The organism is Arthrobacter citreus (assembly GCF_038405225.1).
Lineage (GTDB): Bacteria > Actinomycetota > Actinomycetes > Actinomycetales > Micrococcaceae > Arthrobacter_B > Arthrobacter_B citreus_A.
This window is the reverse complement of record NZ_CP151657.1, coordinates 2,183,745-2,205,217: the sequence shown is the minus strand read 5'-3', so window position 1 is coordinate 2,205,217 and position 21,473 is coordinate 2,183,745. Positions and strand designations below refer to the sequence as shown.

The following is a 21,473-nucleotide window of genomic DNA, read 5'->3' as shown; positions in this document are numbered from 1 at the left end:
AGCATGCATTTGCGTTACTCCAGCATGGAAAGACCAGGGCTTGACCAGGAGCGTCTGAGGGCTGCCCTCGTGGCGCCCGGGGGACCCTTGTCCCGCCTGGATGTTGTCGCCGAAACCGGATCCACTAACTCGGACCTGGCTGATGAGGCGCGGCTGCGCCCGTCGGACGTTCCGGACCTCTCAGTCCTGACCGCTGAAATGCAGACTGCCGGCAGGGGACGGCTGGGCCGCACCTGGCAGGCACCGCCGCGCTCGTCCCTGTTTGTCAGCGTCCTGCTCCGTCCGGTCAATGCCGGCGGGCGGCCGCTGCCCACCCAGTCCTACGGCTGGCTGTCCCTTTTGGCTGCCCTGGCACTGTCCGAGTCCGTGGCCCGCCGCACCGGCGTCGAAGCGCGGCTGAAATGGCCCAACGACGTCATGGTGGACGGGCGCAAGCTCGCCGGCGTCCTGGCCCAGCTCGTGATGGATTCAAGCGGCGCTCCTCCCGCCGTTGTCGTCGGCGCCGGCATGAACGTGTCACTGACCGATGAGGACCTGCCCGTTCCCACGGCCACATCGCTGTTGATGGAGTATGCCTCCACCACTGACCGCAACATCCTGCTGGAAGACTATTTGCGTGAACTGGCCGCCAAGTACCGGGAGTTCCGCGCCGTCGACGGCGACGCGTCCCAGGTGTGGGCCGACGGTACCTCGCTGCTGGAGAAAATCACGTCACGCATGGTCACCCTGGGCCAGGACGTTCGGGCGGAGCTGCCCGGAGGGAAAGCCCTGTCAGGGCGCGCCGTCGCCCTGGATCCGTACGGATCGCTGATCCTGGTTGATGAACTCGGCGAACGGCATGCGGTCGTGGCCGGCGACGTGGTGCACCTGCGCGCCGTGCAGGCGTGAGCATCCGGCTTAAACTGGCGCCGGGGGAACGGATCATCGTGGCCAGCAGGCCGCACGCCCGCCAGCTGGTGTGGCCCGTTATCCTGGCAGTGCTTATCTGCGCCGCCGCCGGGTTCGGCTTCGGCTATCTGGACCGGGACTCGCTGCCTGCGCAGGTCGCCGACTGGCACGCCTACCTTCAGGCCGCCGTCGTCGCCGTCGCCGTGGTGCTGATGGCACGGTTCTGCCTGCCGCCGGTGCTGCGCTGGGCCTTTGCCCGGTACATCGTGACGAACCGCCGCCTGATCCACCGGCAGGGGGTGCTGCGCCGGCGGGAACGCGAACTGGCGCTGGCCTCGGTGTTCCAGCTGGAGGCGTGGCAGACCGTGACGGACCGGATGCAGCGTTCCGGGACGCTGGCTGTGGACGTTGGGTATGAACGGGTGGTCCACTACGAACACGTTCCCGAGGTCCACAAGTTCAAGGCCATTGTGCTGGCTGCCATTGGGGAGCTGCCGCTGACCGCCATGTTTGATGGTGTAGATATGGAAGGAGATGGGGATTACGACTACGAAGGGAGGGGAAATGAGTGAGGAACACCGGGATTCCGATCCGGCAGTGGATCCTGAACCCATGACCCTGTCCATGCCCGCCGTTTCTCCCCGGGCCCAGCCCGCTGCAGGCGGATCCTCCGGCGACGCCGAGACAACCGGCGATGCCCAGTCCTCGGCCGCCATCGACCGCGAGGACGTGCGCAGGCTCGAGGCCCAGCTGATCGGCGGACCGCGCACCCTCAAGCGGCGCGAGGCCGCCGCCGAGGCGGGGGTTTCGCTTCTCTCGGCCCGCAAGCTGTGGCGGGCGATGGGCTTTCCCAATCTGGACGACGACGCCGTGTTCTTCACCGAGCAGGACCGCGAAGCGCTGACCACCGTGATTGAACTGGTCCGCGACGAGCAGCTGACCGAAGAAGCGGCTATTTCGATCATGCGCTCCATTGGGCAAATGACGGACCGCATGGTGGTGTGGCAGATTGAAGCCCTGGTGGAGGAAATGGTGGTCCAGCGGGGAATTCCCGACGCCGAGGCCCGCAAAGCGCTGGTGGCCGCCCTGCCGGGGCTGATTGAACCGTTGGAAAAGACGCTCGTGTATGCCTGGAAGCGGCAGATGAACTCTGCGGTGCAGCGGTTGGCGCTGCGCGCCGAGGCAGGACTGGCAAGCCACGATGGCTCGGCCTCCGACGACAACCCGCTGCCGCTGGCCCGCGCCGTCGGCTTTGCGGACCTGGTGTCCTACACCTCCCTGTCACGCCAGATGAATGAGAAGACCCTGGCTCACATGGTCCAGCGGTTTGAGCACAAGTGCGCCGAGATCATTTCGGTTGGCGGTGGCAGGCTGGTCAAGACCATCGGTGATGAAGTGCTGTTCAATGCCGAAACTCCGGAAGCGGGAGCTGAGATTTCCCTGGCCCTGGCCAAGGCCTTCACCGAGGATGACTTGCTGCCCGCCGCCCGTGTGTCCCTGGTCTGGGGAAGGGTGCTGTCACGGCTGGGGGACATTTACGGGCCCACCGTGAACCTGGCATCGCGGCTGACCTCGCTCGCGGAACCGGGCACCGTCCTGACCGATGCCTCGACGGCGGCGGCCCTGCGGAACAATGACCGGTTTGTGCTGATCCCGCACCAGCCGCGCAACGTCCGCGGGTTTGGAGAAATCCATCCGGTAACCCTGGCGCGGGGGACGGGTCCGGGACTGATCCTCGATTGACCCTTCGCCGCCGGGCCGCCGCAGCGCGTGTCACAGAGGCTTGCCAGTTCCGGATAGGGCGGAGGGCCTGCGCATTCCGCTAGGGTAAGCAGGAGAAATGCGTAATATGTGTCACTACTGTGGACCACCACAGCGGGCAGCTTCCGGATAGGGCGTGAATGAACTCCGACGAAACGACATCCCCGGACCTGGAGGTCCGTGCCGTCTTTGGCTACGCCTCCGACCGCGGTCTGCGCCGTGACCAAAACGAAGATTCGTTGATCGCTGCGGATCCGGTCTTCGCCGTTGCGGACGGCATGGGCGGCCACGAAGCCGGGGAAGTGGCCAGCAGCATCTGCGTCCGGACGCTGGGCGACGCACCTTTTGTGGGCGAGCATCTTCCCGAGGTCAGCGCGTCCGACCTGCAGCTGCTCCTCCGTGAAGCCGATGCCGGAATCCGGGAAGCGACCGGCGGCCGCGCAGGCACCACCCTGACCGGCGCCGTCCTCGTCCGTGATGACGCTGGCCGGCCGTGCTGGCTGGTCTTCAATGTGGGGGACTCCCGGACATACCGCCTGACCAACGGGCTGCTGGAACAGATCACCGTGGATCACAGCGAAGTCCAGGAACTGGTGGACATGGGGCAGATTACGCCGGATGAAGCGCTGATTCACCCGCGCCGGCACGTTGTCACCCGCGCCCTGGGAACAGGCAGCGACACCGAGGCTGACTACTGGCTGATTCCGGTGGAGCCCGGGGACCGTCTGCTGGTGTGTTCAGACGGGCTGACCGGCGAGGTCAGCGACGGGCAACTGCAGCAGATCCTCTCCTCCGTCGCCAACCCCCAGGACGCCTGCGCCGCAATGGTTGAGGCGGCCCTGCGCTCCGGCGGGCGCGACAATGTCACCGTCCTGGTCATTTATGTGGAAGGTTCCCTCACGGGCAGCGTGCCGGCAGTGGCAACCCTTCCCGGTGCCGCAGACTCCGGCGGTGCCCCAGGGAACGCCGGCTAATCATTGTGGAACAGCTGGAGCACCTGGACCGGCTTGCCCGGCTGGATCAGCTGGGCCCGCCCCGGGGGCAGCGTCCGCGCCCTGATGCCGTTGATAAGGGTCCCTTCGGCCCGGTCTCCGGAGAGAATCAACGCTCCGCTGCCGGAATCCCGCAGCGCGGTGAAAAACGCCTCGTACATGCCGCGGCTGGCCCCGCGCACCCGCCGGGACAGCACCGCGTGCAGGCCAATCTCCGGTGCCAACGGAAGGAACGGGGTCAACCGGCTCAGCGGTGACGCTCCGCCGGCGGTCAGGACATCGTAGTCGTCAATCACGAGCACGATGCGCGGCAGGCCGGCCAGTTCCGCCGGAGCCGCCGTGCTGCGTTTTTGCAGTTCTCCGGCGACGGCGGCGGCGAGCTGATCAGCCAGTGCGGCGCTTGTCGCGTAGCCGCCCAGGGACTCGGCCGGAACTTCCCCGGTCAGGCTCCGGCGCGGGTCGAAGACAGCAAAGACTATGTCCTCGGGCCGGTGCTGTTCCATGAGCCGCCGGATAACCGAGCGCATGACATTGGTCTTGCCGGAGCCATCATCACCCATGATCAGCAGGTGCCGTTCCCGCCCGTCCAGATCCAGGATTTCCGTGCCCAGATCAGTTTCGCGGAGACCGAGCGGAACGGCAGCCGCAGCACTGGGGGTGGGAGCAGCGGCCGCGGAAACCATCCCCGGAAGGACCCTGACCTGCATGGCCCGTTCAATGGTGGACGCGGCCACCGCAGCCACCAGTTCACGCAGTCCCTCGGTGGCCGAACCGCCGTCGGGGTTTGAATCCACCCGCGGCAGCGCGAAGTGCCCCTGCAGCTTCCGGTCCATGAGCGCCCGGCCCGGACTGTCCGTGGTCACGGCCTCAGCAGGTTTGCGGCCGTGGGCGGATTCTCCCGGATCGGCGAGCCTGAGCTCGATGCGGTTGCCGAAGAAACTTTGCTGGGAAATGCGGATTTCGTTCATCCGCGAACAGGTCGCGATCACGTGGATCCCGTAACCGGCGCCGCGGCTGATCAGCGCGTGGACTGATTTCTCAATGTCCTCGAACTCATCGCTGAGCTGACCATATCCGTCCAGGACCAGAACGATGTCGGCGCTGGGCAATTCAGGGATTTCCCCCGCCAGGCACCGCCGTCGCAGACTTGCCAGCGAATCCACCCGGTGTTGTTCGAACACCTGCTCGCGGTGGGCGAGCATGGCCAGCAGCTCGTCCACGGTCCGGCGCACGATCTCCCGATTGGTGCGCACCGCCACCCCGCCCACATGGGGCAGTCCTTCCAGCGGCAGAAGGCTGCTGCCCAGCAGGTCAACGGCATAGATGCCCACCTCGGCGGGGCTGTGCGTCAGCGACAGCGACGCCACGATGGTGCGCAGGGCGGTGCTCTTGCCGGTCTGCGGCCCGCCGACGATGGCCGCATTGCCGCCGTTCGCGGCCAGGTCCAGTTCCCAGATTCCCTGCCACTGCTTGGCCGGGTCATCCAGCAGGCCCACGGGGATCCGCAGCGATCCGCCGCTGGCGAGCCTCAGCCCTCTGTTCTCGGAAGGCCCGTTGTCCCCGGAGAGCCCGCCGGCCGCCTGGTCAAGGGAAATGCCGCGGGGCAGCGGCGGCAGCCAGATGGGGGCCACGGCGCGCGGGAACGCGGAGAGGGTGTCCATGAGCGTGGAGAGCACCGTCGGCCCCGTGGTGCGTTTGGACGACGGCGTCGATGACGGCGCAGAGGGGGCCACGCCTTCGCCGTCGCCGTCGCCCGCCTCGTGGCCGCCGGCCGCACGGCCGCGGGCCTCCGCGGGACCAGCGAGGGACGCTGCATAGCGTGGCACCGGCAGGACAACGGGATGATCATTTTTATACTCCGGCTGCTCATCCTGCTGTGCCGACTCCAGCGGCCCGGACACGTAGCCGGCCTTGAACCGGGTATAGGTGGTGGTGTCCACCTTCAGGTAGCCGAACCCGGGGACCGGAGGCAGATGAAAGGCATCGGCAGTGTCCAGGACCGTCCGGGATTCGGCTTCGGAGAGCGTGCGCAGTCCAATCCGGTAACTGAGGTAGGTATCCAGGCCGCGCAGCTTTCCGCCTTCGATCCGCTGGCTGGACAGCAGCAGGTGAACCCCGATGGAGCGTCCGATGCGGCCGATGGACAGGAAGAGTTCGATAAAATCCGGGCGGGCAGTGAGCAGTTCACCGAACTCGTCGATGATCACCACCAGATGCGGCAGGGGCGCCAGATCCCGGCCGCTGGCTTTCAGCTCCTGCCGGTGCAGCTGATAGTCGGTGATGTTGGCGAGGTTCCCGGCCGCCTTGAGCACTTCCTGCCGCCTCTGTATTTCGCCCGAGAGACTGGCGTAAACGCGCTCGATGAGGCTGACGTCGTCGGACAGGTTGGTGATGACGCCGGCTACCTGCGGCGCCCCGGTAAACGGCGCGAAGGTGGCGCCGCCCTTGTAGTCCACCAGCACCATGGCGAGGACTTCGGGGGAGTGGGTGGCCAGCAGCCCCACCACCATGCTGCGCAGAAGCTCCGATTTGCCCGATCCGGTAGCACCAACGCAGAGACCGTGCGGCCCGTGGCCGAACTGTGCCGATTCCTTCAGATCCAGCAGTGCCGGGCGGCCGCGGTCATCGGGGCCCAGCGGAACCCGGAGGAAATCCACCTCGCCGCGGGGCTTCCACAACCGCCTGATGTCCGCCTCGTCCAGATTGGCCGAGAGTCCCAGCATCTCGAGGAAGCCCTGGGCGTTCCCGGACGCGTCGTGTTCCAGCGAATCGGGAGCAAGCCGCAGCGGTGCCTGTTCCCGGGCCAGGGCTTCGGCCAGCGGCACGGGGAGGCTGTCCAGGGTTCCGTGCTCGACGGTGGGGTTCACCGGATCGCCGCGGTAGTTCTCCAGGATGAACCCCTCGCCGGGCTCCTCACTGATGCGCACCGCCACTTCGCCCGGTTCCTGCCGCCGGTCGGCAACGAGGAAAAGCGTGGTGATGCCCAGCGACCCAGCCGAGGCCTGCTGATCCGGCAGCTGCAGCTCCGCCGGAAGCATGCCGTACGAATCGCTGACCACCAGCAGGCGGGGCAGGGATGCGCCAACGCCGCCGCGCAGGAAGTTCTTCCGGGATTCCGCGGCGAGGGATGAACGGAGGTCCAGGTCCTCGGCGAGGACCTCGGCCAGGGCATCGGCCGTGGGAGCGAGCCGCCGCACGGGACCAGTTGGGTGCGTACTTTTCTGGTCCGCCAGGTGTGGCAGCCACGCGGTCCATTCCCAATCATCCCGCCGCTCCTCCGGAAGGATCAGCGCCAGATGGAGGTCTTCGGGGGAATGGAAAGCCGTGCCTTCAGTGAGCAGGAGCCGTGCCACCGTGGTTACGAAGCTGCGGGATCCGACCACCGAAACGTTGCCGGCACCGTCCAGGGGCACGGTCAGCGGCAACTCGGGGCTGGACTCATAGCGGCGCTTGAGGATTTCCAGCTCGGTGGTCATGAAGGTGTCAGTCTGGGCAAGCGCCGATCCGGGATTCATTATCGTGATGTCACGGTTGCGGCGCGGGCCGGTTCCGATCCGCACGTGCAGGAAATCCTCGTTGGAGCGGCGGCGTTCCCAGATGCGCTGCGGGTTGCGGAGGATGTCGAACAGGGCGTCCGGCGGCGGACTGGCAACCCGTGCGACGGCAAGCGCCTTGAGTTCATCGGCTCGAAGGGCGGCCCGTGAACGCTCCAAATATTCCAGATAGTTTTCCCGCTGTTCCCGGCGCTGTTTACCCTGCCGGCCCCGCTGGCTGAGCATCATGATCACCGACGCAATGATGGTCACGATCATCATCAGGGCTCCCACGGCGGCCAGCGGTGATCCCCGAAAGAGCATCATGACTGTCATCGAGACTCCGGCGCCCAGAAGGGGAACGAGGGACATCATGTTCATGCCGGTTTTGCCGCCTTCCAGGGGAGGAGGGGCATCCAGGGTAAAGGCATCCATGGTTCTTGCCGGGGCAGTGGTGCGCGCTGGACGGTGCAGGATTCTCGTGCTCATAGGCGGAGGTTTCCGTGAGTAATCTGTTCAACGGGCAGCTGCGGCCCCGGGCTGGAGACGGCGGCGGTCAGGACCCGCGAGGCCACGGTGACCGCCTCCAGGCGGGTGCGGCGGGATAACAGGGGCGGACTCACCTCAACCCCGGCGGCCAGGTGCCGGTCCCGGCCCAGATGAAGGGCCGGCACTCCGGCAAGACTCAGCCGGTCTGCTTCCCGCGATGCCGTGAAATACCGGTCGGAGGCAGGTTGGACCACCAGTACCAACAAGGGCGTTGCAGAGTGCCCGGGGTTGCGCCGCCAGGCGTGGGCATACTCCAGGGCGTCGTCCAGCCCGGCAACACTGGCAGGGGTGACGAAGACCGCCACATGCGAGTGTCCGGCCGCCCACAGCGTGGCAGGATCAGTTAGTCCCGAACCGCAGTCGAAGATGGTGACGGGACAGTAGCGGGAGATGACCCGGGACATCCGGGAGGCGCCGTCGGGCACTTCCGGCGGGGTGTTTCGTGCGCTGCGGGTTTGTCCGGGGCCACCGGCATCAGGTGGGCCGTCCGGGGTCCACTCCGGCGGCGTGTGGGGCCCGGCGGGAACCCACACGGTGGTGGCGGGATGGCTGGTGCTCTCTCCTCCGTGGTTCTTCTGCGCCCGGCGGCCTGCCACGAGAAGGTTTCCCGGCTCGGCGACGGACAGGAGCGCGGTGAGCCCGCGCAGGGATTCGGGAGTTCCTGCCTGCAGCCGGGCGGCGGCGGTCTCGAGCGGCGGCGCATGGGGAACCCCAAGGCGCAGGCCAAGGGTTCCGGCTCCAGGAGCCAGATCGACGACGGCGATGGTGTCGCTGCGCATGGCGGCGTAAATACGTGCCAGCAGTGCGGCGACCGTGGTTTTTCCCGCCCCGCCGCGTGTGCCGACCACTGCGATGCGGCGCCCCGTTGTCACCGGGTGCTGTGTTCCGGCGGCTTCTCCGGCCAGCCGCTGCGGATAGTCGTCGCCGCGGAAGAGGCCAGCGGAACCGGCCAGAAAACGGTGCAGGGGTGACTGCGCCGGCCGGGTCCGCAGGACGCGCCGTATCCGTTGTGGATCCGATTCGAAGCCGTCGCCGGAGGCGCGCGCCGGGGCGCCGTAGGACTCGGATGGGAGTGGGGTGAAGACACCGTGCATTAGAAACTCCCCAGAAGTTGGGCGAATACGCCAAAAAGTCCGACGGCCAGCGGAACAGAAGCCAGGATGGCCACCGATTCCAGCCGCTTGGCCAGCAGCCGGAGACGGGCCAGCGTATGGTCGGGGAACACCAGGGTTAGTGCCATGGCGGCGCCGGCCGCGGTTCCCAGGACGGCCAAACCCACCGCCCACGGCTGGTGGGGGAGGAACCGCAGCGCAGCCAGCACTGCTGCGCTGAGGCCGACGGCGGCGGCCAGGTACAGCGCACTGCGCTGTGCCACCAGGGGAAAGGAGCGGGTGCGCAGAAAAACCGCCAGCGTCAGCGCCAGCAGCAGGGGAAGCGTCCAGTGTTGGCGGTTCGTGTCGGTGCCGAGAAGCCACAGGCCCGGTGCCAGGGACAGTGCGGCGACGACTGTTCCGAGCGTCAGGCTGCGGTGGGCGGCGGCAAGGGCGTCCACCGCATTGCTGCGGGCGATGGAACCGCCCTTCGCGCGTTGATCATCCAGCGTGGCCAGCCCCGAGGAGGCCAGGGCCATTTTGGGCAGCAGTCCCAGCAGCAGCACACTTGCCGGCGCTGCGAGGGCTGCGGCCCGCACGGAGTCGCCGCTGAAGGCACCGGCGGCCGTCCACAGCCCGGCGGCGAGGGCCAGGGTGGCGGCACCGCTGAACCACGCGCGCGGCTGGGCCGCACCGGCTCCGAGCGCGGCCAGAGTCAGGACTGTCAACCCCGCCAGCGCCACGGCAGCCGGCGGAAAACGTTCCGGAACGCCGCCGTACAGATGGATGGCCCCGCCCAGGCCGGTCAGCCAGCCGGCGCCCAGAAACGCGGAACCGATGGCGGAGCGGCGGGGACCGTGATTCACCGCTGTCCCTGCGGCCAGCCCGAGCAGGGACAACACAAAAAGCATCCACCAGGCCGCATCCGGTGCGAGAAAGGCCAGCAGAATTTCGGCCCCGGCCCAGATGCTCAGCGCAACATAGGTCCCTGCGGTGATGTCCCGGCACCGGCGATTCCACCGGCCGGTGACCGACCCCGCCCCGCTAACGACCAAGTCGTTGACATCGTAGACGACGGCTGCGGGAGGGGCTTCAGAGGCATTGCACAGCAGCAGGGACGTTCCGTCCAGGACTCCGGCCTGGTTCAGGGACGCCTCAGCATTAAGCTCCGTACCGTCCGCCGCCACCAACACCTTGGCTGCGACCGCCTGGGCGGGTGGGTCATCCAAGATATTCAGCACCTGGGGCAGAAGCAGTCCGACGGGCTGATTCGAGGGCAGCAACAGGTCAACGTGCGTGCGGGTGCCAATCAGCGTGACTCGGGTAAAGGGGTGCGCCATGGCTGTTAGCCACCGGCCCGGTGCAAAAGCGTGGAACTGACGGAGGCCGGGACCGCGGCGTGTTCCTGTTTGGCGCGGTTGTCGGCGAGCAGGTTGCTGACAAAGGAGTATCCGACACAGACCGAGGCGATGACCGCTGCGGCTGCGACGCTGAGGATAAACAACCGGAGGCTGTCCATCCAGCGGCGTTCATGCGGATTTCCCCCGAAGAGAAGGGCCGCCAGCAGCCGGTGCCGGCGCACGGTGACGGATTCGATGAGCTGGTTGTCATAGTCGCTGGCCACTGAGGTCCCCTCGCCCTTGGACACGTTGCGTACATCCTTGCACCGGCGGGGCTGTCCTGCCCGGGGGATTCTAGGTCTGGGGATAACTCCGGAAATCAGGACGGCGACGCGCGGTGGCGCGGACGTTGTGCAATGCAGCGCCCGGTGCTAATCCTTGATGCACCAGTCCGCACCGAAGGAGATGCCATGAGTTCGAACCCTGATACCGAAGAACGCACGCTGAGTGAATGGAGCCGGCGCCTAACCCAGGCACTGCAGATTCTGGACTTGGAAGTGGACCACAAGATGCTCGTGGAGCTCGCGGAACAGTCATCCAAGACGGTTGGAAACAACGCCGGGCTGATCAGCACGTTTGTGGTGGGGTACGCGGCCGGGCTGTCCAAGACCAGTGGCCGGAAGGCAGCGGATGAGGCTGTCCGCAGTGCAGCGGATACGGCTTTCCAGCTTGCGGCCACCGGCCTTGATGGCCCGGACCAGCCGGGCTGGAAGGACTCGGCCCAGTAGCCAGCCGAGGGTTGCCCGGCCACCCGCTGTGACACCGCGGGTGGCCCGGGCGCCCGCCGCTCCGGCCAGTGACCGGGACGGGCGGGCGCGCGGGACCGGCGCCGCCGGCTAGGCGGGCGTCCGCGTCTTGAAATCCTCGCGCTGCTCCGCTGCCGGATCGAGATTGGGCTCCACCCGCACCAGCACCGTTTTCGACACGGGAGTGTTGCTGCCCTCCGCGACGTGGTCCATCGGCACCAGGACGTTGGCCTCGGGATAGTAGGCGGCAACGCAGCCCCGCGGCGTGGGGTAGGAGACGACACGGAATTTGCGCAGCACCCGCTCCGCGTTGTCGTGGTGGACGCCGTGAATGTCCACGTACTGTCCGTCGCTCAGGCCCAGTTCCGTGATGTCCTCAGCGTTCATGAAGAGCACGTGGCGTCCGCCGCGGATACCCCGGTACCGGTCATTGTGTCCGTAGATGGTGGTGTTCCACTGATCGTGGGAGCGCAGCGACTGCAGGATGAGGGTACCCTCGGGGCGCTCCACGGCTTCCAAATCATTAACCGTCAGCACTGCCTTGCCCGTCGGCGTGTGGAACGTCCGCGAATCCCGGGGACCGTTGGGCAGCACAAACCCGCCCTCGTGCCTGATTCGCTCGTTGTAGTTGTCGCAGCCTTCCACCACCCGGCCGATGTGATCGCGGATCAGGTCGTAGTTCTTCTCAAAGCCTGCCCAGTCGGCGTCGATCCTGTCCCCGACGATCAGGGCGCCCAGCCGGGACACGATGGCCGGTTCGGACAGCAGGTTGTCAGAGACCGGCGTCAGGTTTCCCCTGGATGCGTGAACAGCGCACACGGTGTCCTCCACCGAAACAAACTGCGGCCCGCTCTCCTGGATGTCCAGCTCCGTCCGGCCCTTTGTGGGCAGAATGAGCGCTTCCTCTCCGGTGATGAGATGTGACCGGTTGAGCTTGATGGAGATCTGGACCGTCATTTCGGTTTTCTGCATTGCGGCTTCGGCGAAGTGCGTATCGGAGATGGCCGAAATGAGGTTGCCGCCGAGGGCAACAAAAACCTTGATGTGTCCGTCCTGCATGCGGTAAAAGGTTTCGACGGCGTCGGTGCCGTGGTCCCGCGGGGGATCGAAGTTGAATTCCTTGCCGAGCGCGTCCAGGAAGGCAGGGGGCATTTGTTCCCAGATGCCCATGGTGCGGTCGCCCTGAACGTTGCTGTGTCCGCGGATGGGAGCTGCGCCTGCACCCGGCTTGCCGATGTTCCCGCGCAGCAGCAGCAGGTTGATCATTTCCTTGATGGTGGGCACTGCCTTTTTCTGCTGGGTAATGCCCATGGCCCAGGTAATGATGACCTTCTCGGCTTTCAGATACCGGTCGGCGAGTTCATTGATCTCCTCGATCGGCAGGCCGGTGGCCTCCACCACCGTGGCGTCATCAAGATGGACAAGGTGCTGCTTGAGGTCTTCCAGGCCTTCGCAGTGCTTTTCCAGGAAATCGTGGTCCAGGACCGTGCCGGGGTTGCGCTCCTCCGCTTCCAGGACGCGCTTGGAGATGGCCTGCAGCAGCGCCATGTCGCCGCCGAGGCGGACCTGCAGGAACTGATCGGCGAGCTCGGTTCCCTTGCCCGCAATGCCGCGGACCTTCTGCGGATTCTTGTACCGCCGGAGGCCGGCTTCGGGGAGCGGGTTTACGGCCACAATGCTGCCGCCGTTGCGCTTGCAGCCCTCGAGGGCGGTGAGCATGCGCGGATGGTTGGTTCCGGGGTTCTGTCCCATCAGGATGATGAGGTCCGCCTTGCCGAAGTCATCGTAAGTGACGGTTGCCTTGCCGATTCCGATGGTCTGGCCCATGGCCCAGCCGGAGGACTCATGGCACATGTTGGAGCAGTCCGGAAGGTTGTTGGTGCCGAAACCGCGCACCATGAGCTGGTACAGGAAGGCTGCCTCGTTGGAGGTTCGGCCGCTGGTGTAGAAAGCAGCCTCGTGCGGGGATTCCAGGCTGTTGAGCTTGTCCGCCACAAGACGGAAGGCCTCGTCCCAGCTGACGGGGTGGTAGTGGTCGGATCCGGCCGGCTTGTAGACGGGCTCGGTGAGGCGGCCCTGCATGCCCAGCCAGTATTCCGTGCGGCTGCGAAGCTCGCTGATGCTGTGCTCTGCCCAGAATTCCGATGAGATGACCACGGGGGTGGCCTCCCAAGTGACTGCCTTGACGCCTTCTTCGCAGTACTCGAATTTGCTGCGGTGGTTTGGATCCGGCCAGGCGCAGCTGGGGCAGTCGAAGCCGTCCTTCTGGTTCATTTTGAACGTGGCTTCGAGCGTCCGCTTTACGCCCATGTGCTGAAGGGCCGGCTTCAGCGAGTTGTAGACCCCCGGGATGCCCGCCGCCCAGGATTTAGGCGCCTTGACCTCGATGTCCTTTTCATCCACGTTTTCAACGCGTGGTTCCTTCCGTGCCACTCTGCACTTCCCTTCACCATCCGCCGTCGGCGGTCTCCGGTCCGGGATCATCCCGGCCGGCCCGCCACATCCGTACGAATAGGCCTAGCAGGTGCGCCACACCATAGCAAGGTTTACCCCGCGCGCGGCGGAAGGCCATTCTGCCGGCGGCAGTTTCACAGGCGGCGGTTAAGCGGTTCCCCGGCGTGCGGTTGCGGGGCCCCGCACACCTGCTGCAGCAGCTTTCCGCAGTTATCCACAGGCTGGGCGCTTGCATGGTGTTTCCCCGGGCGTCCGCGTTGGATATAGCCATCGGCAGGCCAACGGGCAGCCAGCGGGGGAGAGCCAACGGCATCCCGCAGGGGAGCCCGGGTTACCGCCGGACCGAACCGGACGATGGCGCAGAGGCGCTGAAGGTGGGCAGTGATGAAATTCGATATGGGTTCCCAGACACTTGGAACGCTGACGCAGCAGACGGGCGCCTCCAACCAGGACCTCGGTCAGCTGGTGCGCGCGCTGGTGCAGGCGGTGGCTCCGCTGGAGGGAAAGTTCAACGGCTCAGGCCGGGTGAAGTTTGACGAGTTCAAGGCCCGCACCGACGAAGTGGCCAACGAGCTGAACGTATCCCTGGCCGCCATTCTCATGGGGCAGTCCGAGATGGACCGGTCCTTTCACCTGGGTGACCAGGAAAGCGCGGACAACGCCCAGCAGCAGCAGGGGGCCGCCGCCTTTGATGCTGCGCGTTTCGGTTCCTCGCGCTGACGGCAGCCTCGCGCTGACGGCGGCACATTGAGCTGACCGCAGCATATTGAGCTGACCGCGCCACGGTGACGAGTTCTGTCCCTTCGTTCTGCCTGACCTGATTTTCCGACTGATTTTGAAAGGTATGCCATGTCCCAGGATCGTTTGAGCTATGACACTGACACCTCCGCCGCAGTGCAGGGGGATATCCAGTCCCTGGTGGGGCAACTGGAATCCCTGATCGGCGAGCGGGAGAAATCGGTGAATTCCGCCATGTCGGATTTTCAGGCCGATGGTGTCTCCGACGAATACCAGTCAGTGGAGAACCGGTTTAGGAATGCAGCCAATGAGACCAGGAACATCATTGCCCTCGTCAAGCAGACCCTGAACCTCAATGACCAGACGGCGTCCAGTGCGGGGGCCCGTGCCAGGGGCGCCGTGCAGAACATTGGCTAGGACCGGCAGCCATGCGTCGGCGCCGGCTCAGCCATTCCCACCCCCTCCGGACGGGGGGCCGGGAACAGCAACGGTTGTTCCCGGCCCTGCCGGAATGCCCCGGGGATCCCGTACTCCTGGAGGAACAGCCCACCGGGGTGCTCAAGTCCGGCTCCACAGCGCCGCACGGCTCCCGCAGGCAGGCGTCATGGGGCAAGATTGGATAGGTGAGCACAGCCAAGACATCCCCGGAACTATCGGACACCGAAGCCGCCGTTGAATCCCTCAGTGCGGAAACCCCTCCCGCAGGGGACCTGCGCGAGGAATATGAGGCGCTCGCGGACCAGGTGCGGAAGTACCGCTTCGCCTATTACAACGAAGACGCACCGCTGGTGTCGGACGCCGAATTTGACCGGCTGTACCGCCGCCTCGAAGAAATCGAGGCCCTGCACCCAGAGCTGGTCACCAATGATTCCCCCACGCAGGAGGTCGGCGGAGAAGTATCCGCTGCCTTCGCTCCGGTGGAACACCTGCAGCGGATGTACAGTCTCGAGGATGTTTTCTCCCTCGATGAACTGGACGCCTGGGTGCGCAAGGCCGAGGCCTCCGTCGCCAACATAGCCCCCGGAGCGAAGATCAAGTGGCTCACCGAGCTTAAGATCGACGGCCTCGCGGTGAACCTGCTCTACCGCAACGGCGAACTGGTCCGCGCCGCCACCCGGGGTGACGGCACCACGGGTGAGGACATCACCCACAACGTCTTGACGATCAAATCCATCCCCAGGGTCCTCAAGGGCGAGAACATGCCTGCCGAGATGGAGATCCGCGGTGAGGTGTTCATTCCCTCCAAGGAGTTCGCGCGCCTGAACGAAACCATGGTGGAAGCCGGCAAGGCGCCCTTCGCCAACCCGCGCAACGCGGCGGCCGGGTCCCTTCGGCAGAAGGACCCCGAAGTGACCGCGCAGCGTCCGCTGAGCATGTACGTCCACGGGATCGGCGCCCGGGAGGGACTAAGCGCGGCCAGCCAGTCGGAAACCTACGAACTGCTTAAGCAGTGGGGGCTGCCGACGTCGCCGTATTACAAGGTCCTGGACTCCTACGAAGAGGTCCTGGAATTCATCGCCACCAACGGCGAGCACCGCCACGACCTCGCCCACGAAATCGACGGCATCGTGGTCAAGGTCGACGACTTCGCGCTGCAGCGCGCCCTGGGGCACACCTCGCGGGTGCCGCGCTGGTCGGTGGCCTATAAGTACCCGCCGGAGGAAGTGAACACCAAGCTGCTGGACATCCGGGTGAACGTGGGCCGCACCGGCCGTGTCACCCCTTACGGGATGATGACGCCCGTCCTGGTTTCGGGGTCCACTGTGGAAATGGCCACCCTGCACAACCAGGACGTGGTCAGGGCCAAGGGCGTGAAGATCGGCGACACCGTGGTGCTGCGCAAGGCAGGGGACGTGATTCCGGAAATCGTTGGCCCCGTCGTCGCGCTCCGTGACGGCAGCGAACGCGACTTCGTCATGCCCACCCACTGCCCGTCCTGCGGCACGGAGCTGAAGCCGGCCAAGGAGGGCGACGTCGACATTCGCTGCCCCAACGCGAAGTCCTGCCCGTCGCAGCTGCGCGAGCGGGTCTTCCATCTGGCCGGGCGCGGAGCCTTCGACATCGAGGCGCTCGGCTGGGAGGCGGCGATTGCGCTGACGCAGCCCGCAGAACCCGAAGTGCCGCCGCTGACCAGTGAAGCAGGTCTTTTTGACCTCACCGTCGAAGACCTCGCCGACGTGCGGATTGAACGGCCCAAACGGGTCAAGGGCGTGGTGGACGGCACCGAGCTGGTTCCGTACTTCTACTCCAAGGGCACGGCGAAGAAGCCCTCCGAGCCCACTGCCACCACGCGCAAGCTCTTCACCGAACTGGAGAAGGCCAAGACCCAGCCGCTGTGGCGCGTGCTCGTGGCGTTGTCCATCCGGCATGTGGGTCCGACAGCGGCCCGCGCGCTCGCCACCGCCTTTGGCTCCATGGAAGCCATCCGCGCGGCCAGCGAAGAGCAGATGGCACATGTTGACGGCGTGGGACCCACCATTGCCGCAGCCCTGACCGAATGGTTCGCGGAGGACTGGCACCGCGAAATCGTGGACCGGTGGGCAGCCGCCGGGGTCCGGATGGCGGATGAGCGCGACGAGTCAGTGCCCCGCACCCTCGAAGGCATGACCATCGTGGTGACGGGAACCCTGCCGAATTTCAGCCGTGACGAGGCCAAGGAAGCCATCATTACCCGCGGCGGCAAGGCATCGGGGTCCGTCTCCAAAAAAACAAACTACCTGGTGGCGGGCGAGAATGCCGGCACCAAGCTGGACAAGGCGGAATCCCTGGGGGTGCCGGTGCTGGACGAGGACGGCTTCCGCGCGCTGTTGGCCGGCCGGCTGGAAGAAGAGCAGGCATGAGCCCGCTTCCCGATCCCGTTGCGGTGTCCGGGGCGGATCCGCTGGAACTGCTCGATGTCGCCCGCGAGGCTGCAGCTGCCGGTGCGGCAGTGCTGGCGCGCCGCACGTTCGAGGGACTGAATGCGGTGAACAAGAGCGCCGACGGTGACTGGGTGACCGAATTCGACACCGCGGCGGAGCAGGCGGTCCGGGAAGTCCTGGCGCGCCGCCGGCCGCAGGACACCGTCACGGGCGAGGAACTGGAGGACAGCGTGCCCGTCCACGCTTCGGGCATCCGCTGGTCCATCGATCCGCTGGACGGCACCACCAACTTCATCCGCAACATCGTCTACTACGCCACGTCGGTCGCAGCGGTGAACGACGACGGCGACTGGCTGGCCGGCGTCGTGCACGCACCGGCCCTGGTGCGCGTGTATTCCGCCGCCCGCGGCCACGGCGCCTGGTTGGCCGAGCACGGAAACGTCCGGCAGCTGACAGGCCCGGACCCGGAACAGGGCGGCCGGCTGCTGGGTACCGGCTTCTCCTATGACTCCGGGGTGCGGGACGAACAGTACGCCGCGCTGCCGGCCCTGGCCGCCCCCTTTGCCGACGTGCGCAGGCTTGGCTCGGCGGCACTGGATCTGTGCATGGTGGCGGACGGGTCCCTGGACGCCTACATTGAGCGCGGCCTCAACGAATACGACTACGCCGCCGGTGCCCTGATTGCCGAGGAAGCCGGCGTGCGGGTGCAGCGTCCGCCGCAGCCGGCCAACGACGCCGAGAGGCTCGACGCCGTCACGGCCGCGGGCATTGTCCTGCCGGAGTAGGGCAGCCGCCGGCGGCATGTAGCGTGTAGGCCATGAAGAATCTTCCGCTGTCGCTCACGCTCGCCGCCCTATCCGGCGCGCTCACCCTGCGAAGCCCGGCCGACTGGTCGCCGGCCTGGCGCCGCGCTTTCGTCCTCGTCCCCGGGGCAGTCCTCGGCGTTACCAGCGGCGTCGCCGTGCTGAAGGGCAGCCGGAAGGGCCGGGAACTTGCTGCCGCCGGACGAGTGGATCTTGTTTCTCCGGCCGCTTCCAGATCCGGCGATGGCGCTGCGGGCACCGCACCCCTTCCCTCGTACGTGCGTGCGGACGCACCCGCACGGGTGCCGGTCCTCGCGGTGACCGGATTGGCTGCGACGGTGGGCGTCACCGTGAGCGGGGTCCTGGCCCTGACCCTGGCGCTGGACGAATGGCTCGAAACGTGGCTCGTCCGGCGCGGGGTAGCCCGGCCCCGGCTCGTGATGGCGGCCATGGCCGCCGTTAGCTCCCTGGGCCTGGACCAGCTCACGGATGCCGAGGATTCCGAGGAGTAACAGCTGCTGGGTTAGGTGTGGAGGGGCGGTTCTGCCACGGCACTTCCGCCGGCCCGCGAAGCACGCCATTCATCGGCCAGGAGCGCGTAGCGGAGGTCATCCAGCCAGCGCCCCGAACGGTGGAGGGACCCCTGGCGGAACCGCCCCTCACGCCGCATCCCCGCTTTTTCCATGACCCGCCAGGAAGCGGTGTTGTCGGCGAAACACTCCGCCACCACCCGGCGCAGGCCCAGGTCCTCGAAGCAGACGCGCATGAGTGCGGCTACGGCTTCACTCGCGTACCCCCGCCCGGCGAACTCCGGTGCAATGACGTAACCGATCTCGGCCTGCGTGCCGCGCGCCAACTCCGCTACCTCCTGCTGTGCCCACGCGTCCTGGCGGGCAAGGTAAAGGTCACCGACCAGGGCTCCGGCCTGTTCCACGGCAAAGGTGGCCGCCATCTGCTCCGGCTGCCGGAGCCGCTCCACGAAGGCGTCAACGTCCGTGGGCTGGGCTGTCATCCATTGCGCGACCTCGGGCTTCCGCCGGTACTCAAACATGCGCGGCAGGTCTTCGGCTTCGGCGGGACGGATGGTGAGGCGGGGCGTGATGACGGGCCAACGGGGGCCGGTGGGATTCGCGGTCATGGCACCATGATGGCCTATCCGGTTCCCCGGACGCGCCTGGCGGTAAAGCCACTCGTCTACCGCCGGGCGGCGACGATAATTTCCCGGCTGGCTGCGGGATCGAACGGGCCGCCCTGCCAGTCTCCGTACCAGTCCGCGGAAGTGAAGCCCGCATGCTGAAGCAGCTGAGCCAGCAGGTCAGCCGGCACGAACTTCAGCGTGCTGCGGCTGGCAAACGCCGCGCCGTCGGCCAGGAACCGGGTCCGGTCCTCAAAGGTGACCAGGACGCCGTCGGGCATCTCCCGGACGGAGATCAGTTCCCACTCAACCTCCAGCGTTCCGGCCGATGACTCCTGCACTTCGGGCCCGGCGGCGGCGCTGTCCCAATCGAGCCAGGCCCTGGCCGCGGGATTGCGGGTTTCGAAGTAGAAGGTGCCGCCCGGAGCCAGCCGGGACCGCACCGCCTGCAGCGTTTCGAGGATTTCATCCTGGGTCAGCAGGCATTGAAACGCGTGGCCGGTCATGACGGCAGCGTCAAAAGGTCCTTCGGGCAGGTCCACGGCGGTGCCGGGCAGCCATGCCACCAGCTCCCCGCCGTCGCGGGTCCGGGCCACGTCCAGCATCCCTTCCGCGGGATCGATGCCCGTGACGGCGTGGCCGGCCTGCGCCAGCAGGACGGCGAAACTGCCGGTGCCGCAGCCGACGTCGGCCACGCGCAGCGGTTCGGTCCCCATGAGCCCGGTGTAGAAGTCGGTGTCCCAACGGCCGGAATTGTCCTCGTCGTAGAGCGCCACCAGGCGCGGCTCGTTGTAGTGCGCGTCGACCATGCTGTTCCCCCTGTGCGGCCGGCTGAAAGAGGTCCGGGCGGCCTTCGTCTTGGTTTCCGCCATGCTAATTGATCCCGGTGGGGGCCAGCGGTAAAGCTCCGGCCGCGGCCGCGATTAAGCCCTGAGGAAAGCGGCCTGCCGATACCGGGTGTTTGAGCAGGTGAGCGCGGATAATTGGTGAAACTTGCCACTCATGGACCGGAGGAATCCCATGACCCGTAAAGTAACCGCTGCTGCCCACAAGGCCCCGGCTGCGGCAGGCACGCGAGCCCCGGCTCCCCGGCCCGCCACCCCGGCTGATCTGGACACGACGCACTTTGCACAGCTCCTGGACGAACGCATCGCCGAGGCGCGGGAGAAAATCGAGTCCGTCCTGGCCGACATCCGCGAAGTGACTCTCGCCGCGAAAGATACCCCCGCCGATGACGAGCACGACCCGGAGGGCTCCACGGTCTCCGTGGAGCGGAACAACGAAATGGCGCTGCTGGCGGCGGCGGAATCATCCCTCGTGGAATTGATGGATGCCCGCATCCGCCTGGATAGGGGAACCTACGGAGTGTGCGAGAACTGCGGGAATCCGATCCCCGCCGAGCGCTTGGAGATTCGGCCCGAAGCCCGGTTCTGCGTCTCCTGCGCCGCAGCGGCACGACGGCGGTAACCCGGCGTCGTGCCGTGTCCGGGGTCACCACCGGTGCATGGTCATGGTTTGGCGGGGCTAGAATCTACGTTGGAAATCAAGACCCCACGTAAGGATTCGTAACACGCATGAGCATTACCGTCCGGCAGGCCACCGAGGCAGACTTTGACGACATCCGCCGGATCACCCGTGATGCGTATTTGAGCGCCGGGTTCATCGAAGCAGACAACCCCTACGTCAAGGAACTTGAAAACGTGGAAGACCGTGCGGCCAACGCGCTGGTCTGGGTTGCCGAACTGGACGGCAAGGTGGCGGCATCGACCGCAATCACCTTCGCCGGTCAGCCCTACACTGACATCGCCATCGAGGGTGAGCTGGAATTCCGCATGCTCGCCGTGGACCCCCAGCTTCAGCGCGGCGGCGTCGGCCGGGCTTTGGTTGCCGCCGTCATCGAGCACGCGCGCAGCCTCGACGGAATCCACACCGTCAGCCTGACCAGCATGACCCCGATGACCAACGCGCATGCCCTGTATAAGTCCATGGGCTTCAAGCGTGTGCCCGAGCGCGACTGGTACGTGCCGAACGAGGACATCATTCTCTGGGTCTTCTGCCTGGAGCTCTAGCACTCAACCCCGGGGCCCGTCCCGTCCCGCGGGCCCATAACGTTTAGTCACGGCGGTCCTCCGGGTCACAACGGGTCAGGTCCTGGTGACGCGTTTGCGGGTGATTCGGCTTAGGCCGGATCTTTCGTGCAGATAACGGGCCTTGGGGAATTCTCTCGTGCAGATAAGGGGCTCAAAACGTCGGAATCGGCCCTTTTGAGCCCCTTATCTGCACGATGGATGCGGGGAAGCCCCGTTATCTGCACGATGGATGTGGGGATGCTGTCCCCGAGATGAGCCGCAGGCATGATTCGGGGGAAAGGGGCGCCGTCGGCCCTTGGATTGCAGCCCTTGGTTTGCAGCCCGCAACGGACTTGGCCCGGACCGCAGCTCCCGTCGTTGGGGCCCTGACGCATTTTGGCCCACCCCCGCCCCACCCCCGGCCCGGACCGCAGCTACCGTCGTTGGGGCCCT

At 66.4% G+C, this 21,473-nt stretch carries 19 protein-coding genes; 12 read left to right on the top strand and 7 right to left on the bottom strand.

Annotated features, from left to right (window positions below):
• The first annotated feature begins 3 nt into the window (after nt 1-3).
• The 4 genes from AAE021_RS10245 to AAE021_RS10230 all read left to right on the top strand — a co-directional run bounded on the left by AAE021_RS10245 (nt 4) and on the right by AAE021_RS10230 (nt 3,623).
• Complete coding sequence (locus tag AAE021_RS10245) at nt 4-888, top strand: biotin--[acetyl-CoA-carboxylase] ligase (RefSeq protein ID WP_342022234.1); 885 nt, start codon at nt 4-6, stop codon at nt 886-888.
• Nucleotides 885-1,460: a PH domain-containing protein gene (locus AAE021_RS10240; protein WP_342022233.1), complete on the top strand. Its 576-nt coding sequence runs from the start codon at nt 885-887 to the stop codon at nt 1,458-1,460. The genes AAE021_RS10245 and AAE021_RS10240 overlap by 4 nt, the downstream gene beginning before the upstream one ends.
• The gene (locus AAE021_RS10235) at nt 1,453-2,631 is read left to right on the top strand and encodes an adenylate/guanylate cyclase domain-containing protein (RefSeq protein WP_342022232.1); all 1,179 of its coding nucleotides are present in this window, start codon (nt 1,453-1,455) and stop codon (nt 2,629-2,631) included. Before AAE021_RS10240 ends, AAE021_RS10235 begins: the two co-directional genes overlap by 8 nt.
• Nucleotides 2,632-2,789: 158 nt before the next feature.
• On the top strand, nt 2,790-3,623 hold the full coding sequence (locus AAE021_RS10230) for a PP2C family protein-serine/threonine phosphatase (protein ID WP_342022231.1): 834 nt from the start codon (nt 2,790-2,792) through the stop codon (nt 3,621-3,623).
• On the opposite strand, the gene eccCa is transcribed toward AAE021_RS10230, so the two are convergent.
• The 4 genes from eccCa to AAE021_RS10210 are packed head-to-tail and all read right to left on the bottom strand — an operon-like array spanning nt 3,620 to nt 10,462.
• Nucleotides 3,620-7,663 (bottom strand): type VII secretion protein EccCa, encoded by a 4,044-nt coding sequence (eccCa, locus tag AAE021_RS10225; RefSeq protein WP_342022230.1) that lies wholly within the window; start codon nt 7,661-7,663, stop codon nt 3,620-3,622. The genes AAE021_RS10230 and eccCa overlap by 4 nt on opposite strands.
• Nucleotides 7,660-8,817 carry a hypothetical protein gene (locus AAE021_RS10220; protein WP_342022229.1) on the bottom strand — a complete coding sequence of 386 codons (1,158 nt, stop codon included), beginning with the start codon at nt 8,815-8,817 and terminating at the stop codon, nt 7,660-7,662. The genes eccCa and AAE021_RS10220 overlap by 4 nt, the downstream gene beginning before the upstream one ends.
• Nucleotides 8,817-10,154, bottom strand: coding sequence for a type VII secretion integral membrane protein EccD (gene eccD / locus AAE021_RS10215; protein ID WP_342022228.1), 1,338 nt, complete (start codon nt 10,152-10,154; stop codon nt 8,817-8,819). The genes AAE021_RS10220 and eccD overlap by 1 nt, the downstream gene beginning before the upstream one ends.
• A 5-nt stretch (nt 10,155-10,159) precedes the next feature.
• Entirely contained in the window at nt 10,160-10,462 is a 303-nt protein-coding gene (locus tag AAE021_RS10210) for a hypothetical protein (protein WP_342022227.1), read from the bottom strand.
• Between the two features lie 162 nt (nt 10,463-10,624).
• On the opposite strand from AAE021_RS10210, the gene AAE021_RS10205 reads away from it, so the two are divergent.
• The gene (locus tag AAE021_RS10205; protein ID WP_342022226.1) at nt 10,625-10,942 is read left to right on the top strand and encodes a DUF6457 domain-containing protein; all 318 of its coding nucleotides are present in this window, start codon (nt 10,625-10,627) and stop codon (nt 10,940-10,942) included.
• 108 nt (nt 10,943-11,050) lie between these two features.
• On the opposite strand, the gene AAE021_RS10200 is transcribed toward AAE021_RS10205, so the two are convergent.
• Nucleotides 11,051-13,393 carry an FdhF/YdeP family oxidoreductase gene (locus AAE021_RS10200; RefSeq protein ID WP_342022225.1) on the bottom strand — a complete coding sequence of 781 codons (2,343 nt, stop codon included), beginning with the start codon at nt 13,391-13,393 and terminating at the stop codon, nt 11,051-11,053.
• 405 nt (nt 13,394-13,798) lie between these two features.
• Here AAE021_RS10200 and AAE021_RS10195 point away from each other — a divergent pair, with 405 nt between their 5' ends.
• The 5 genes from AAE021_RS10195 (at nt 13,799) to AAE021_RS10175 (ending at nt 18,328) form a co-directional block, all read left to right on the top strand.
• Nucleotides 13,799-14,134, top strand: a complete 336-nt coding sequence (locus AAE021_RS10195; RefSeq protein WP_342022224.1) for a hypothetical protein — start codon at nt 13,799-13,801, stop codon at nt 14,132-14,134.
• A gap of 129 nt (nt 14,135-14,263) precedes the next feature.
• Complete coding sequence (locus tag AAE021_RS10190; protein WP_342022223.1) at nt 14,264-14,569, top strand: pore-forming ESAT-6 family protein; 306 nt, start codon at nt 14,264-14,266, stop codon at nt 14,567-14,569.
• A 206-nt stretch (nt 14,570-14,775) separates the two neighbouring features.
• Entirely contained in the window at nt 14,776-16,992 is a 2,217-nt protein-coding gene (ligA, locus tag AAE021_RS10185) for an NAD-dependent DNA ligase LigA (protein WP_342022222.1), read from the top strand.
• Nucleotides 16,989-17,798, top strand: a complete 810-nt coding sequence (locus tag AAE021_RS10180; RefSeq protein WP_342022221.1) for an inositol monophosphatase family protein — start codon at nt 16,989-16,991, stop codon at nt 17,796-17,798. The genes ligA and AAE021_RS10180 overlap by 4 nt, the downstream gene beginning before the upstream one ends.
• A gap of 32 nt (nt 17,799-17,830) precedes the next feature.
• Nucleotides 17,831-18,328 carry a hypothetical protein gene (locus tag AAE021_RS10175; protein WP_342022220.1) on the top strand — a complete coding sequence of 166 codons (498 nt, stop codon included), beginning with the start codon at nt 17,831-17,833 and terminating at the stop codon, nt 18,326-18,328.
• An 11-nt stretch (nt 18,329-18,339) separates the two neighbouring features.
• On the opposite strand, the gene AAE021_RS10170 is transcribed toward AAE021_RS10175, so the two are convergent.
• Together AAE021_RS10170 and AAE021_RS10165 are read right to left on the bottom strand one after the other, a co-directional pair.
• Nucleotides 18,340-18,954: a GNAT family protein gene (locus AAE021_RS10170; RefSeq protein ID WP_342022219.1), complete on the bottom strand. Its 615-nt coding sequence runs from the start codon at nt 18,952-18,954 to the stop codon at nt 18,340-18,342.
• 56 nt (nt 18,955-19,010) lie between these two features.
• Nucleotides 19,011-19,760: a class I SAM-dependent methyltransferase gene (locus tag AAE021_RS10165; protein WP_342022218.1), complete on the bottom strand. Its 750-nt coding sequence runs from the start codon at nt 19,758-19,760 to the stop codon at nt 19,011-19,013.
• A gap of 211 nt (nt 19,761-19,971) precedes the next feature.
• Here AAE021_RS10165 and AAE021_RS10160 point away from each other — a divergent pair, with 211 nt between their 5' ends.
• Nucleotides 19,972-20,418 (top strand): TraR/DksA family transcriptional regulator, encoded by a 447-nt coding sequence (locus AAE021_RS10160; protein ID WP_342022217.1) that lies wholly within the window; start codon nt 19,972-19,974, stop codon nt 20,416-20,418.
• A 107-nt stretch (nt 20,419-20,525) separates the two neighbouring features.
• Complete coding sequence (locus tag AAE021_RS10155) at nt 20,526-21,020, top strand: GNAT family N-acetyltransferase (protein WP_342022216.1); 495 nt, start codon at nt 20,526-20,528, stop codon at nt 21,018-21,020.
• The last annotated feature ends 453 nt before the right edge of the window (nt 21,021-21,473 follow it).